We start from the raw sequence: 15,213 nt of genomic DNA on the forward strand, positions 1-15,213 counted from the left end.
GAACCGAAAGCGCAGTGCTGTATTCTGCGCCTTCGGTTCTTATTTTGTTCATTTGATTAGCGAAAACACTCCCGCGAATATCATGAGTTAGTATTGTTACCTCGAGATTGTACCGCTAAAATAATCAGTTTTGTGATTTCCATCATCAAAACAGCACCAGCTGCCATAGCTATGCTTAACCCAACATGGTTCATTGTAAAGGTTTCTGGAATCGCAAAGACTTCCCGAATTCCAGGTAGCAATGTCACACTATAAAGCAGACCACAAACCACGATCGCCAGCCAAACCATTTTATTCGCAAACAATCCAGCTTGCCAAGCAGTTTCTGTATTGGAACGAGCAGGCAATGTTTGGAGTGTCCGGCTCCAGATCAAAGTTGAGAATGCCATTGCAACACCTAACTCCGGCGATTGATTCATCCCGATCCATTGCGCTACAATCACCACTGCCGCAATCAAGATCCCACGATAAGTAACTGAGATCAGCGTTTTACCAGAAAAGATTCCAGCATCAGGATTTCTAGGTTCTCTTTGCATGATAGTTGGTTCCGCTTTTTCCATCCCTAAAGCGATAGCAGGAAGCGAATCATTCACTAAGTTGATAAACAACAATTGCAAGGCTGTAAATGGATTGTCCCAACCCATTACTAAAGCAAACACAATGGCGATAATCGCACCGAGGTTACCAGCAAAAAGATAAGAAATCGCCTTTTTGATATTATCAAACACATTGCGGCCAACTTCTACCGCTCGAATAATTGAAGCAAAGTTGTCATCTGTCAAGACCATTGCTGCTGCATCTTTTGCAACGTCCGTTCCGGTCCCCATCGCAATCCCGATATCCGCTTGCTTCAATGCTGGTGCATCATTTACGCCATCACCGGTCATAGCAGAGATTTTCCCTTTATCTTGCCATGCTCGCACAATACGGATTTTATTCTCAGGAGAGACGCGTGCGTAAACAGTGATTTTCTCCAACTGATTCGTCAGTTCTTCTTCCGACAGTGCATCAAGCTCTGTACCGGTCAATGCTAAGTCACCTTCTTGCGCAATCCCGATCTCCTGAGCAATGGCCACAGCCGTCGTTTTGTGGTCACCAGTGATCATCACTGTTTTGATGCCAGCCGATTTCGCGTCTGCCACAGCTTGCTTGACTTCCTTCCGAGGTGGATCAATCATCGCCATCAAACCAACAAAGATCAACTCTTCTTCGACACCTAAATGCAGTTCTTCGTCTTCAGACACTGTCAGCGGACGATAAGCAAAAGCCAAAACCCGCAGCGCGCGTTTAGAGAATTCTTCATTTTGATGCTGCAACTGATGTTTGATTTCCTCAGTCAGTGGAACGATTTCATCATTGATAAGAACCTTTGTACTTCTTCCGATCACAATATCCGGTCCCCCTTTTGTCAAAAGGAGTTGTTCCGAATCGATGGTATGCAATGTGGACATCAATTTCCGATCGGAATCAAAAGGCAATTCTTGTAATCGCGGGTATTGTTGACGAATCTCACGATACGGTTGGTTCAATTTTTCTGTATAATCAAGAAAGGCAATCTCTGTGGGATCTCCTAGTTTAGCTCCTTCGGCACTGATCGCTGCATCATTTGCAAGCACACTGATCTCGATCAAGCGACGTTCAGGCAATGTCCATTCAGCAGGATTCTCAGAAAATTCACCCGTCTGTCCATTTGGTAAATAAAAATCAACGACCGTCATTTTATTTTGGGTCAATGTTCCAGTTTTATCTGTACAAACGATACTAGTTGAACCTAGTGTTTCAACCGCCGGCAACTTACGAATGATCGCATGTTGGCGAGCCATTTGTTTGGTACCAATCGATAAAACAATGGTAACGATCGATTGGAGTGCTTCAGGAATAGCTGCTACCGCAACAGCGACTGCAAACATAAAAGCGTTGACTAGATCGGCGGTCATATCTCCAGACCCATCGCCTAAAAATAGCCGAGCAACTTGGACACCTAAAATAATCAAGGAAAGAACGAGGATCGCCAAGCTCAATTTTTTGCTGAAGCGATCCAGCCCGCGTTGTAATGGCGTCTTGTGTTCCACTGTGTTTTCTAATAAACCAGCGACTTGCCCGATTTCTGTCACATTTCCTGTGGCAGTCACAATGAAACGTCCACGGCCATAAGTCACGATCGTTCCACTAAAGACCATGTTATCCCGGTCTCCAATAGGCGCTGTGCGGTCAATGACCCCAAGTTCTTTTTCAGCAGGTGTCGATTCACCGGTCAGCATTCCTTCATCGACTTTCAATGCACCTTCTTCAATCAGACGGCCATCAGCAGGTACATAATCCCCTGCTTCTAAAATAACGATATCACCCACTACCAATTCTTTTGCTGGTACCGTTTGTTCCTTTCCATCTCGGATGACATTTGCATTGGGTGCCGAGAGGCTTTTCAATGCATCTAACGATCCTTCTGCTTTTTTCGTTTGGATGACACTAACAACCGAATTCAGTAGCAAAACAGCAAAGATGACGATCGATTCAACATGGGCTCCCATGATCATCTGAACGATAGCCACGATCAGCAAAACGATCACCATCGCATCTTTGAAGGTTTCTAAAAAGAGTGTCAAACTTGATTTTTTGGGTGCTTCTTTCAGCTGATTCAAGCCATTTTCTAAGCGCTTTGCCGCTTCTTGCTGGGACAATCCAGATGGACTGCTGTTTACCTCGTTCATAACCTCTGTGATTTCTTTTTGATACATTTCTTTTGCCAATGATTTCTCTCCTTCATAGTTGCTATCCCTTGCATGAGTCCTTTTTTAGAAAAAAAGAGACCTAAGACAAGTGGATGCTTGTCTTAGGTCTCACCATTTCATATAATACCAGAAAACTGTCGCCAGTTTACTTACTGTTGATATTATCGCAGCCGAAGCCACTGGTTACTCCCCTAAGGGTTTATCAGAATGTAGAATCATCATAACGAAATTTTTTGAAGATAGCAACCTTTATGCACAAATTTGTCTTTTCCCAGATATATTTTTTTGAAAAAAGCTTCTTTTTTCTGTTACACTAATCTACAGCGTGACAAGCGTTACATAGGAGGAACAATAATGAAAACCATTGATTTTTTTACAAGTCACACATCGGTTAGAGACTTCCAAAAAAAGTCTTTATCAGCAGAAATGAAGCAACAACTCGTCAAAGTAGCACAAAGCGGTTCAAGTTCAAATTTCGTTCAAGCCTATTCGATCATCGAGATCAAAGATCCTAAAAGATTGGCAGAAATCGAGAAAATCGCCGGTGCTCCCCACTATATCACACAGACGGGTGTCTTTTATCTGTTCGTAGCAGATTTATATAAACACCATCAATTTATGCAACAAGCAAATCTGCCTAGTGCTGGACTATCGAATATGGAGGCCCTCTTGGTTTCGGTCGTAGATACCACGATTGCTGCTCAAAATATGGCAGCCTTTGCAGAAACCCAAGGTCTGGGAATCTGCTACATTGGCGGAATCCGGAATGACTTGTTCCGTATCGCTGAACTCACGGAGCTGCCCCCGTATACACTGCCATTATTTGGGTTGACCATTGGTTATCCCGCAACGAAAAATGAGCCGAAAGTTCGCTTACCGCAATCCGCTGTGTTAAGTGTCGACCACTATCAGCCACTGACCGAAGACCTCGTTGCTCGCTACAATGAAACTACCGCGGACTACTATGTCCATCGGGGAAGCAATCAACAAAAAACGGATTGGCAAACCAAAATGACTGGCTTTTTCCAAGAACCTCGCCGTCCGGACGTAGAAAAATTTTTGAAAAGGCAAGGCTTTTTGACACAGTAACTACGAAAACAAGCACCTGCTCCTTGTTACCGGTCGCTAGACAATCTCCATCAAAAAACGGGACTGTGACATAAGTCATCATCCAACAAGTTAAACCGAATCATATGCTATTGCGATAGATTCCTCTGACTTTTGCGACGAGGAGCCACTGCACCGCAGGAGCAATACTAGTTAATATTCGGATATGGTTACTTGTAGGAGACTTTTGTCACAGCCCCATTTCGAGTTGTTTTATTTTGCCAAACGGTAGATGACATCTGCATAAATCACTGCCGCGTTGAATAGATCATCCAAGCTCATAAATTCGTTTGCTTGGTGCATCGTATCTGTGTAGCCTGGGAACATCGCCCCATATGCGACACCACGTTTTAATAAACGGCCATAAGTGCCACCGCCAATGATTTGTTCATAGCCTTTTTGGCCAGTATGTTCTTCATAAACTTCAAGCAATGTTTTTACCAATGGATCATCAATTGGCACATAGTGAGGCTCCATGTTGCGCTCGTTCCGAGTCACAGTTGCGCCTTCCATGCCAACAGTCTTTTCAATGCCGATTTCCAGACCTTCTGCAGTCACCCCTTGTGGGTAGCGGAAATTCAAGGCAATAAAGTTGTCTGCTTGAACACCTGATTGATTAGCTTTAAAAGCAAACAAACCAGCATTCATGGTTAGTTTACCCATTTTTTCATCTTCATGCGCCACGCCTAATTTTTCACCATAAAAATCTTCATGGACATAAGCTGCCGCCGTATGGATAAATTGTTTAGCGCCGCCGCCAAAGGCAAAGTTATCTAAAAAGACTGCCAAGAAAGTTCCCGCATTGATCCCAGACTGAGGACTTGCACCATGGGCGCCTTTACCGACTAGTTCAATGGTAACTTCTTCGTTTTCTGTTTCGATGGTGCCAGTCACTGGTTGACCTTCGACATAATCAAAGAAAGCTTTTTCCATTTCTAATGCAGCTTCTGTAGATGGTGCAGTTAATTTTGCAACCGCAGTTCCTGGTACCATGTTTTCCCGCAAACCAGCAGTGAATTGTTGCAGTTGATAAGCACCTTCGTTATTTCCTTGGAAATGAAGCCCTAATGTTACATTCCCTTTTTCGCCATTGATGATTGGAAATTCAGCATCGGGAGAGAAACCAAAATCAGGTTTTTCTTCATGCTCGAAATAGTAATCCATATCACCCCAGCCGCTTTCTTCATCAGATCCTACGACAAAGCGGATTTTTTTAGATAATGGCAACCCTAACTCTTTAATGATCTTCATTCCGTAATAAGCAGCCATTGACGGACCTTTATCATCGGAAGATCCGCGAGCATAAATTTTATTGTCTTTGATCACAGGATCGTAGGGATCCGTCGCCCAACCGTCACCAGCAGGGACAACATCCATGTGGCCGAAGATCCCTAATGTTTCGTCTCCTTCACCAAATTCGATATGTCCAGCATAGTTATCGACATTTTTCACAGTGAAACCATCACGTTCCCCATAAGCCAACATGTGCAACAAGGCATCACGAGGTCCAGGTCCAAACGGAGCATCTGCCGTTACCTTATCATCTTCCCGTTCACTTTTTACTTTCAAAAGATCAATCAAGTCATTTAGCAAATCGTCTTTACGCGCTTCGACTTCTTTTTTCCAATCGATTGTCATACGATTCCCTCCAATTCTTTTCTCGCCTTTTATGATAACACTCTTAGCTGAAAAAAGGAAAAAAAATTGTGTATTTTCAGACGATATCTTTCATAAAACGAGTATAATAAAAGCAGTAGGTTTATTCTAAAAAATGAGCCCAGTGAAAGAAGCAGAAAAGGAGTCATTGTATGAAGCAACTGGAGCAAACTATTTTAGCAGCAGTGATTCGCAAACGCCCCGCCGAAAGCCACAAAGGTACCTTTGGCCGTGCGGTAGTGATTGGCGGTAACCAGCAGTACGGAGGCGCAATTTTGATGGCGGCCCAAGCCAGTGTTTACGGCGGAACTGGACTAACCACGGTGATCTCCGATCCTGTCAATCGTACGGCGCTACATGCACGACTGCCAGAAGCGATGTTCGTCTCTTGGGACCAGACTGAGCTTATCAGCACGGTCACTGAATCTGCGGATGTCCTATTGATTGGCCCAGGGATGGGCGAAGGCAAAACCAGTTTCAATCTGTTGCAAACAGTCGTCGCTGCACAAAAAAGCCATCAATGGCTAGTCGTTGACGGGTCAGCGATCAATTTAGCTGCGAAATACCCATTGACTTTCCCTTACCCCAATCAAGTCGTATTTACCCCTCATCAAATGGAGTGGCAACGATTAAGCGGCATCGAGATCAGTGAGCAAACACCGGAGAAAAACGCAGCATTCCAGAAAAAATTAGCCAGTATCGTGGTCTTAAAAAGCCATCGCACCCAGATTTATGGCACAGAGATCGTCGAAAACCTATTAGGAACGCCAGCTATGGCAACTGGTGGCACCGGTGATACCTTAGCCGGGATCATTACCAGCTTTTTGGCACAATTTGATCGAACCGAAGAAACGATCCACGCAGCGGTTTTTCTTCACAGTTTAATTGGCGAACATTTAGCTGCCGAGAACTATGTTGTCTTGCCCACCCAGATCAGTGAAGCATTGCCTAAATTTATGAAGGACCATTCCTTGCGCTGATTGGCGTAACGAATGGTCCTTTTTTCTTAGTGTACTTCAGAGGGGTGATATACGATCCTGACTTCATAGGGTGCCAACGTGATTTCTCCCGCTAACTGTTGATTTTTTTCCAAATCGGTTACTGGCTGCTTCAATACTAGTTGCTGTTCTTTCTCCGAAAAATTCATGATGAAAGCATACTCTCGTTGCCCTCCGATGCGTGTTTGAATCGATACCTCAGGAAGCGCTTCAGCAATCGCTGTTCTTCTCAATCCCAACTTTTCAATCAACTTTTGATAAAAAGCAGCTAAGAAATCACTGTTCGTTCGGGCAGCCAAATAATACGACGACCCTGCACCGAATGGCTTCTTCGTAACCGCAGGCGTGCCTTGATAGAAATCTGTCTGATAACGGCTTAAAACTTCTGCATCCAACACGTCAATGATCGCCGAATAATCTTTGGTAACAAATTGCTGATCTTGAAAATCAATCTGATTGTGTTCGTCTTCTAAAAGTGTTTCAAGCTCTAATGCCTCAATGCCAAAGAGCTCCTTTAATGGTTGAGGCAATCCGCCAATATAAAGCAAATCTGTTTCATTGACCATTCCTGTGAAATAGCTGGATATTAGTATTCCACCCTTTTCAACATAGCTCGTTAATTTTAGCATCGTTTTTTCTGTCATCATATACAGCATTGGCGCAATGACTAACCGATAATCAGAAAAATCCTGCTCAGGAGTTAGAATATCAACCGGGATGTCTTGTTCCCAGAAAACCTGATAATGATCCTGCAACGTTTGGGGATAACGTCTCGTAGGACGGCCGAATCCTCCCCCGCGCTTCAACGCCCAATTGCTTTCCCAGTCAAAGAGAATCGCCACTTCTTTCTTGCGGGTGGTTCCTTTGATTTCACTGATTTTTTCGAGACGCGCGCCGTATTCAGCAACTTCTTTAAACACTCGATTGTTCGTAGAATCATCATGACTGACAACGGCGCCATGAAATTTCTCCGAATTGCCACGAGATTGGCGCCACTGGAAATACAAGGTACTATCTGAACCATGAGCTAACTGCTGCATACTACTTAAAATATGGACCCCGGGGCGCTTGGATTTGTTGTATTGGTGCCAATTGACATAACTTGGGGTACATTCCATAACTAAAAAGGGTTGTTTCTTCAAAGACCAATACTGATCATGGACATAGGCAGACTTCATAGCAGTTGTAGCGATTGCTTCAAAGCGATTGTTCCAATCGGGATAACTATCCCAACTAACCACATCCACATGCTGAGAAAACTTGCCATAGTCGATTCCTTCCAGGGGAATGAAATCCTGTGTGGCATGACCTTCCGCCATAAAATTCGTCGTTACCGGAATATCAGGGGTTCGTTCCCGAATAGGGACAATCTCATTCAAATAAAAATCAATGGTCTGATCGGTGACGAATCGTTTCCAATCCAGATCCATCCCATGAACTTTATGTTCTCCTAAAGGCGATGGGGGCAAGACTTGTTCCCAATCAGAATAGCGATTGCCCCAGAAACTCATCCACCATGCATGATTCAATGCTTCTAGGTTTTTGTACTTTTTCTTTAACCAGTCACGCCAATTTTCTTGGCAGTATTCGCAGAAACATTCCCCTGAATACTCATTGGAAATGTGCCACATAGTTAGTGCCGGATGGTCGCCATAGCGTTCAGCTAATTTCGTGTTGATCTGCCGCACTTTTTCGCGATAGATTGGTGAAGAATAGCAATGATTATGGCGAAAGCCATGGGTATGTTTTTGTCCATACGCATTGGTGCGATTGACTTCCGGATATTTCTGACTCAACCACTGGGGCCGGCCACCGCTGGGGGTAGCCAAAATGACATTGCCTCCCATAGCATGGATCGCATCAAACTGTTCATCAAGCCAATCAAACTGATAGACCCCTTCTGTCGGTTCCAAAGCACTCCAAGCAAACACCCCTAGTGTGACCGTATTGATGTGGGCTTTTTGCATATACGCTAAATCCTTCTTTAGGATTTCCGGATAATCAAGCCACTGATCGGGATTATAGTCCCCACCATGTAGGAACCGCTGATCAAAGAAATAATTCGTCATCTTTTTACTCCTTTTTGATTGCTTTGATTTGATAAACAAACGACTGGAAATCTCCTGTTGCTTGCGCCGTTTGGTGATTGACAGCATTGAATAAGTACGGTTTGCGCAGTCCAATTTGCTTCAAAACCTTGCCAGACAACTGCTCATTCTCCAGCAGATAGCTTCGATCCGGATCAATGAAGGGTACCGGTATAAAAGCTTCCGCTGCAGGATTTGCTTCAGCAAGAATCCGAAAATAAGCAATCAATGCCTCCTCTTGATGAGAGACTCCCCATACAACTTCATTTTTTTGGCTCAAATCGGTCATCCGATAGAAGGTGCCATAAGTCAGAAGTTGTCGATGAGCTTTATAGAAAATGATTTGTTCTTTGATTGCTTGTTTTTCAGCTGCTGATAAACTGAAAAGATCCAGCTCGTAGCCTAATGGACCAAACATAGCCACCGATTGCCGAAATGCCAGTGACGTATTGCGCCCCACTTGATGATTTGGACAAGCGGACACATGATTGCTGAATGAAGACATCGGATAGCCAAGTAATGTGCCGGTTTGAATCTGTAGTCGTTCCACGGCATCGCTGTCGTCACTCGGCCAAATCTGAGGACTGTAAAATAAGATCCCTAAATCATAACGACCGCCACCGCCAGCACAGCCCTCGATCAAAATCTCCGGAAATTCTGTTAAGATTTTCTGATAAAGGGCATAGACTCCTAAAATATAGCGATGAAAGAATTCTGTTTGGGGAATCCCTTCGTCTGCTAAATAAGGTGAATAAGCTTCTGTGATATTCCGATTCATGTCCCACTTGATATAATCAAGATCTGTTTCAACGATGATTTTTTTGATCGCAGCAAAGATCGCCTCCACGACTGCCGGATTGGCAAAATCCAAGACATACTGGCCCCGCCCCACAGAGATGCGTTCATAAGGATGTCGAACCACCCAATCAGGATGTTCTTGATAAAGCTGGCTATCAGGAGAGACCATTTCCGGTTCAAACCAAACGCCTAACTGCAACCCTAGATCATGGATTTGTTTTGCAAAATGACCGATGCCATTAGGAAATTTCGCTGGATCTGGTACCCAATCCCCTAAAGAACTGCGATCGTTGTCTCTTTTGCCAAACCAGCCATCATCAAGGACAAAGCATTCCATTCCTAATGCCTGACTTTCTGCTGCTAATGCTACTAATTTCTCTTGGTCAAAATCAAAATAAGTTGCTTCCCAATTATTGAAGACAATCGGTCGTGGCCGTTTTTGCCAATAAGGGGCAATCACGTGCTTTTCAATAAACGCAGCAGACTCTTGCCCTAACCCATTCAACCCTTCATCGGTAAATGTGAAGATACATTCTGGGGCTTCAAAGACCGCACCTTGCTGCAATGTCCAAGAAAACTGTTCGGGATGAATTCCCAACATCAAGCGGACATTGTCCCACTCATCCATCTCGACTTGAGCGAGAAAATTCCCTGAATAAATCAGATTTGCTCCATAGACACGTCCCTGATCATTGGTGGCATTGGCAGCCTTCAGTGCCACGAACGGATTGTGCTGATGCCCAGAGGCCCCTTTTAAAGACCCCACTCGAAAGGTTCCTTGCGTCAATGGTGTGGCTTTGATTTGGCGTTCCTTTAGCCAAGCACCAGAAAGGTGAACAAATTCAAATTGCTGATTTCTTAATTCCAGTACCCCGCTCATCAACGAAGAAAGTTGCTTTTTCTCAGCGCTAAGATTGGTGATCCGCTGATTGCGCGCAATCGTGCCTAAACCAACAAAAATAGTGTAGGTGATTTCCATTTTCAATTGCCGCTGCTTATCGATCAACGTTATTCGCAGGCTTTGGCTTTCTGCTTTTTCGGCAAAACTTGCCGGTTTGACCAGCTCTCGTTCCTTTCCTGCGAAAGTCTCGACTTCTGCAACTTTAAAATCCACATACAAAGGAACGTCTTCTGCAAAAATAGTAAAAGCTCCTTCTCGAAAGTCAGAAGAACCATAGGTTGGCAACTCTTGAAAGCGATCTGCTAACGTAAACAGACCATCATTTTCAAAAAATTTGACCGTGCCGGCAGATTTATTTTCTTTTTTGGTTAAATAGTCCATGTCATTGGCACTCAAATGCCCCAAAGACGGCCCAAAGTACAGATGACCTAATTGTCGATTTGGTAAAACATGCATCACATAACTAATCTTTTCATTGTGTAAATGAAAAATCGTATCACTTATTATCTCAATCATTTTTTTCCTCTAATTTCAACTTTATTCTCGTCTATTTCATTATGTTTCTGGCATGCAGTTTCCAAATACTGCATGCGCTTTTTGACCCCTTTGTTAAAAAAGAACTTATAAAATAGTGCTGCCAGCATGAAACCATACGTATTGCGGGAACGATCAAAAGAATTCTGTTCCGAATACGTAACCTCAATCTTTTCTGCTCCACTAGGAACAAAGCGATACCTTTGACAGATTTTCCCTTGTTCATAGGCTGTTATCAAAGCAATCTCATCTTGCGCGATTTTTTTGACTTTCATCACCGCTGGCACCAGCGTGGCCGCTGATTTTGTGCGAATCATCAAATCAATTTGACTGTTCTCGCCGAAAGGTTCTTCTGCTCCTTTTGAGCGAAAAAATGCCGCTTGATGCGCGATCATCACTTGATAGAATCGTTCCGGCGTTGTACGCATCTGATAAGTATACGTCAATGTATCTGTTCGCATCTTCGATCCTCCATTTTTTCAGTTGCCATGCTGACAGAACGGAATGCTAAGCTTAGCTTTCTTTGATTCTTTCGTCGATGGCAGGGCCAGTTTGTGCGAGCGCTTCTTTGGCTAGCTCTTCTTTTTCTTCTTTCAAATAACCACGGTCCATCACGATTAGGAATGGCACCCAAATCAATGTCATCACAGCAACAGTTACCAATTGTAGAATGGCACCTGCTACAGAGCCAGTTCCCAGCCAGCCAGATAAGAAGACCGGTGTCGTCCAGACTACCGTTGCTCCGATTGGGCGAGGCACAAGACCAGCAGCGATTGCAAAATAAGAAATCGTCGTACTAGCAAGCGGGGCCAAAATCCACGGAACAAAAGCAATCGGGTTCAATACGATCGGCAACCCAAATGTCATTGGCTCTGACACATTGAAAACAGATGGTGCAATGACTGTCTTCATCAGCTTCTTCATCCGAATCGAACGAGCAATAAAAAATGCCATCGTAATCGAGATCCCTAATTGCATTCCTTGGTTTACAAAAACGCCCATGAAGGTTGTATTGATGATATGAGGCAGTTGTTCTGCACCTGCTTTATAGGCTTCGTAGTTCTCAATCGCCAATGCATTCATGATCGGATCAATCACGGCGTTGACAACCAGTGTGCCATGGATCCCAAACCACCAGAAGAATTGGGTGAATAAAACGGCAATTAAGACTGCAGGCAACGTGCCTCCCAAGCCCATTAATGGTTTCTGTAAGATTTCGTAGACAAAGTCAACCGCGTTGCCCCATGACGTGAATGTAAACAAGTAACGGATCAAATTAAATAAAAACAATGGCGCAGCACCTGGAATGATAGCAAGGAAAGACTCAGCGATCATCGGCGGAACCGATTCAGGCATTTTGATCGTTAACCCCGAAGCACTGATCTTGCAATAAATTTGTGTAGCGATAATCGCTGTGATGATCCCTACGAACATCCCTTCCGCACCTAATTTTGAAAGGGGAATCACTGTTCCCAGTTCATCGGAAGAACCGTAGGGCAAAAGCATTAAGAAAGAGGACAATGAGATTGCTCCGGCAAAAAGTTTTGGCTGGCCATATTTTCCTGCCAATTGATAGCCGATCCCGAAAACAACAAAAATCGCTGTGATACTCATGGTTGCGTTCCCGATGGGACCAAAGAAATCATTCAAAAAGGTCATCAGTCTTGCGGGCAGTTTCTCAGATAAGCCAAAGGTAGCGGGTAAATTTTGAATAATGATCATGATTGAAGCAAACATTGTCGCAGGAAAAGCAACCATAAAGCCATCACGCAGACTCAATAAATACTTGTTATTGGCAATGATTTGGGCAAAAGGAACCATCTTCTCTGCTAATTTATCAATAAATTTCATAACTAATCTCCTTTAATTTGTCTGTAAACGTTTACTATAATCAGTATAATTGTTTAGTTAATGTTTACACAACTCTAAAATAAAAAAAGATCATTTCTCATGATCTTTTTTTATCGGCAATCGATTCTCTTAATATCAATTCACTTTTACAAATCACTCGGACTGGCATTGTTCGAACGCCCAATAATTTGTTTTTCGCCAGCTCTACACTCATTTGACCCATTTCTTCCGCTTTCATTTTGACTGAAGAAAGCGCTGGTGTCATAAACTGGGCCATTTGAATATCATCAAAACTAACCACTGATATATCTTCTGGAATCTTCAGTCCATGTTCATTTAATGCTTTATAGACCCCCACTGCCATGGGATCACTAGCAACGATGATGGCTGTCGGCCGTGGGATCATTTCGGCGATTTTTCTGCCAAAAGCTAATCCAGTCTCTGGAGACCATTTTCCTTGAAAAACATGACTGTATTCTTCCAGCTTGTTCATCAGCATCCAATTTTTGTAATTCTCTGCACGAATTTCTTGTTCATCATAAACGACTTCTCCTGTGATCGTTACTCGACTGGAAACACCACCAATAAATGCTATGTTCTCATGTCCTTTTGCTTTTAAGATATCCAAAATTTGATGGGTCTTTCGAGCAAAATCAGTTTGTATGCAATCATAGGCGTCGTTTTCACTATAATTATCTACCAAAATAATATGTTGATTGTACTGGCTGATTTCTTGCAATGCCTCTTGCGTCATTTCCCCAATGATGATGACAGCACCATACTTTGCCAGTTGAGTCAGATCTTTGTCTTGGTCTCGCATCGAGAAGGCACGAACCGTTTTTAAACGCCATTTGGCTGCCTCTTTCTCTATTCCATTACGAATCATCATAAAATAAGGATCATTACGCTCCGATTCACTGTTATGCCGTGTAATGATTGCTATCGTATTTTTATCGCCAACTTCTCGCGAACTCGACAAGTTCTTGTCTTTTGAATAATTCAGCTGGTTGGCGATCTCGATCACCCGTTTGCGGGTATTTTCGTTAATACTAAATGTTTCATCGTTGTTTAAGATTCGCGACACACTTGCGACGGAAACCCCTGCCAATTTTGCAATATCCCTCATACTTGCCATTCTGCCACCTCATTGTTTACTGTTTACTAAACCTCTTTTTAAGAATAGAGAGAAACAGTGATTTTGTCAATCCCTACTTGTTACGCAAGAAAACACGTTAGGTTATCGCGTGCAGAAAAATGGTTGTTTCGTGTATGATAAAAGTAGAAATAGGAGGGATTCAGATGGATATCACAACAACACTAATGCAGCAATTGGAAAAAGACGAAGGGGAAATGATTGCGATTCGGCGACACTTGCATCAACACCCAGAGCTTTCATTTCAAGAAAAAGCAACCGCCGCTTATATCAAAGCCTACTATGAAAAACTAGACTGCCAAATCACAGAATGTGGCGATGGCTATGGCCTGATCGTTGATATCATTGGTGGACAACCTGGGAAACGACTGGCTTTACGGGCCGACTTTGATGCCCTTGCTGTCCAAGAAGACAACCAGCTGCCTTTTCGATCTCAAGTTCCTGGTGTGATGCATGCTTGTGGTCATGATGGGCATACGGCCTATTTAATGGTTTTGGCTAAGAATTTGATTACCTTAAAAGACCAGTTAAAAGGAAGCATCCGGATCATCCACCAACCAGCTGAAGAAGTATCCCCTGGCGGTGCCAAAGGCATGATTGCCGACGGTTGTTTAACAGATATTGATCATGTACTTGGCGTCCATGTGATGTCTTCAATGGAAACAGGCAAGATTGGCTATCACCCTGGCGAAACGCAAACAGGACGGGCAAATTTCACTTTGACCATTCGTGGCAAAGGTGGTCATGCTTCCATGCCGCAACTAGCAAATGATGCCATCGTAGCTGGCAGTTATTTCGTTACTCAACTACAGACGATCGTTTCTCGTCGGATTGATCCTTTTGACACAGCAAGTCTAACGATCGGTTCTTTTGACGGGAGTGGTTCCTTTAATGCAATCAAAGAGACTGTGACCCTAAAGGGAGATGTTCGTGTGATGAAAGAAACCACACGTCAAACGATTCACCAGCAGATCCAACAAATGGCCGAGGGTCTAGCACAAACTTTTGCGGTAGAAACCAGTCTAGAATATGATGACAATTATCCGGTTCTTTATAATGATCCAGCTTTTACAACGCAAGTGATTGATTCCCTCAAAGAAGCTCACTTACCTGAAGTGAAGGAGATCTTTGATTGCGGACCTCAAGATCCGTCTGAAGACTTCGCCTACTATGCACAAGAACGACCTAGTCTTTTCTTTTATATCGGCTGTATGACAGAAGATCATCTCAATCATCCTCACCACAGTCCTAATTTCATGATGAATGAAGACTGTCTCTTGATTGCAGCCAAAGCGGTCGGTACCGCTACAGTCGCTTATTTAATGGATTAGCTCTTAATCAATACAGTTAAAAAGAGTAGTCATAAGTTCCCAAAACGGCGGTCCCCATCATGTAG

Annotated in this window: 10 protein-coding genes; 3 read left to right on the forward strand and 7 right to left on the reverse strand. The window is 43.5% G+C overall.

The genetic code is table 11. From position 1 onward, the window contains the following. Window positions 1–80: 80 nt before the first annotated feature. A complete protein-coding gene (locus EG2_RS06190; protein WP_060814024.1) occupies window positions 81–2,738 on the reverse strand; it encodes a cation-translocating P-type ATPase in 2,658 nt (885 codons plus the stop codon). A gap of 348 nt (window positions 2,739–3,086) precedes the next feature. Between EG2_RS06190 and EG2_RS06195 the strand changes: the two genes are divergently transcribed. After that, window positions 3,087–3,821, forward strand: coding sequence for an NADPH-dependent oxidoreductase (locus tag EG2_RS06195; RefSeq protein ID WP_060813981.1), 735 nt, complete (start codon window positions 3,087–3,089; stop codon window positions 3,819–3,821). A 231-nt stretch (window positions 3,822–4,052) separates the two neighbouring features. Here EG2_RS06195 and pepV read toward each other — a convergent pair whose 3' ends face one another. Beyond that, window positions 4,053–5,477 carry a dipeptidase PepV gene (gene pepV / locus EG2_RS06200; RefSeq protein WP_060813982.1) on the reverse strand — a complete coding sequence of 475 codons (1,425 nt, stop codon included), beginning with the start codon at window positions 5,475–5,477 and terminating at the stop codon, window positions 4,053–4,055. A gap of 170 nt (window positions 5,478–5,647) precedes the next feature. Between pepV and EG2_RS06205 the strand changes: the two genes are divergently transcribed. Next, window positions 5,648–6,475: an NAD(P)H-hydrate dehydratase gene (locus tag EG2_RS06205; RefSeq protein WP_060813983.1), complete on the forward strand. Its 828-nt coding sequence runs from the start codon at window positions 5,648–5,650 to the stop codon at window positions 6,473–6,475. 26 nt (window positions 6,476–6,501) lie between these two features. Here EG2_RS06205 and EG2_RS06210 read toward each other — a convergent pair whose 3' ends face one another. From EG2_RS06210 to EG2_RS06230, 5 genes are all read right to left on the reverse strand, one after another. After that, window positions 6,502–8,562: a beta-galactosidase gene (locus EG2_RS06210; RefSeq protein ID WP_060813984.1), complete on the reverse strand. Its 2,061-nt coding sequence runs from the start codon at window positions 8,560–8,562 to the stop codon at window positions 6,502–6,504. A 4-nt stretch (window positions 8,563–8,566) separates the two neighbouring features. Further along, a complete protein-coding gene (locus EG2_RS06215) occupies window positions 8,567–10,795 on the reverse strand; it encodes an alpha-galactosidase (RefSeq protein WP_060813985.1) in 2,229 nt (742 codons plus the stop codon). After that, window positions 10,792–11,274 (reverse strand): hypothetical protein, encoded by a 483-nt coding sequence (locus EG2_RS06220; RefSeq protein WP_060813986.1) that lies wholly within the window; start codon window positions 11,272–11,274, stop codon window positions 10,792–10,794. The genes EG2_RS06215 and EG2_RS06220 overlap by 4 nt, the downstream gene beginning before the upstream one ends. Before the next feature lie 52 nt (window positions 11,275–11,326). Next, window positions 11,327–12,664: a PTS sugar transporter subunit IIC gene (locus EG2_RS06225; RefSeq protein ID WP_060813987.1), complete on the reverse strand. Its 1,338-nt coding sequence runs from the start codon at window positions 12,662–12,664 to the stop codon at window positions 11,327–11,329. 97 nt (window positions 12,665–12,761) lie between these two features. Further along, window positions 12,762–13,799, reverse strand: coding sequence for a LacI family DNA-binding transcriptional regulator (locus tag EG2_RS06230; RefSeq protein ID WP_060813988.1), 1,038 nt, complete (start codon window positions 13,797–13,799; stop codon window positions 12,762–12,764). 164 nt (window positions 13,800–13,963) lie between these two features. Here EG2_RS06230 and EG2_RS06235 point away from each other — a divergent pair, with 164 nt between their 5' ends. Next, the gene (locus tag EG2_RS06235) at window positions 13,964–15,148 is read left to right on the forward strand and encodes an amidohydrolase (RefSeq protein ID WP_060813989.1); all 1,185 of its coding nucleotides are present in this window, start codon (window positions 13,964–13,966) and stop codon (window positions 15,146–15,148) included. Window positions 15,149–15,213: the final 65 nt, after the last annotated feature.

The sequence above is a fragment of the Enterococcus gallinarum NBRC 100675 genome (assembly GCF_001544275.1).
In the GTDB taxonomy this organism is placed as follows: Bacteria; Bacillota; Bacilli; order Lactobacillales; family Enterococcaceae; genus Enterococcus_D; species Enterococcus_D gallinarum.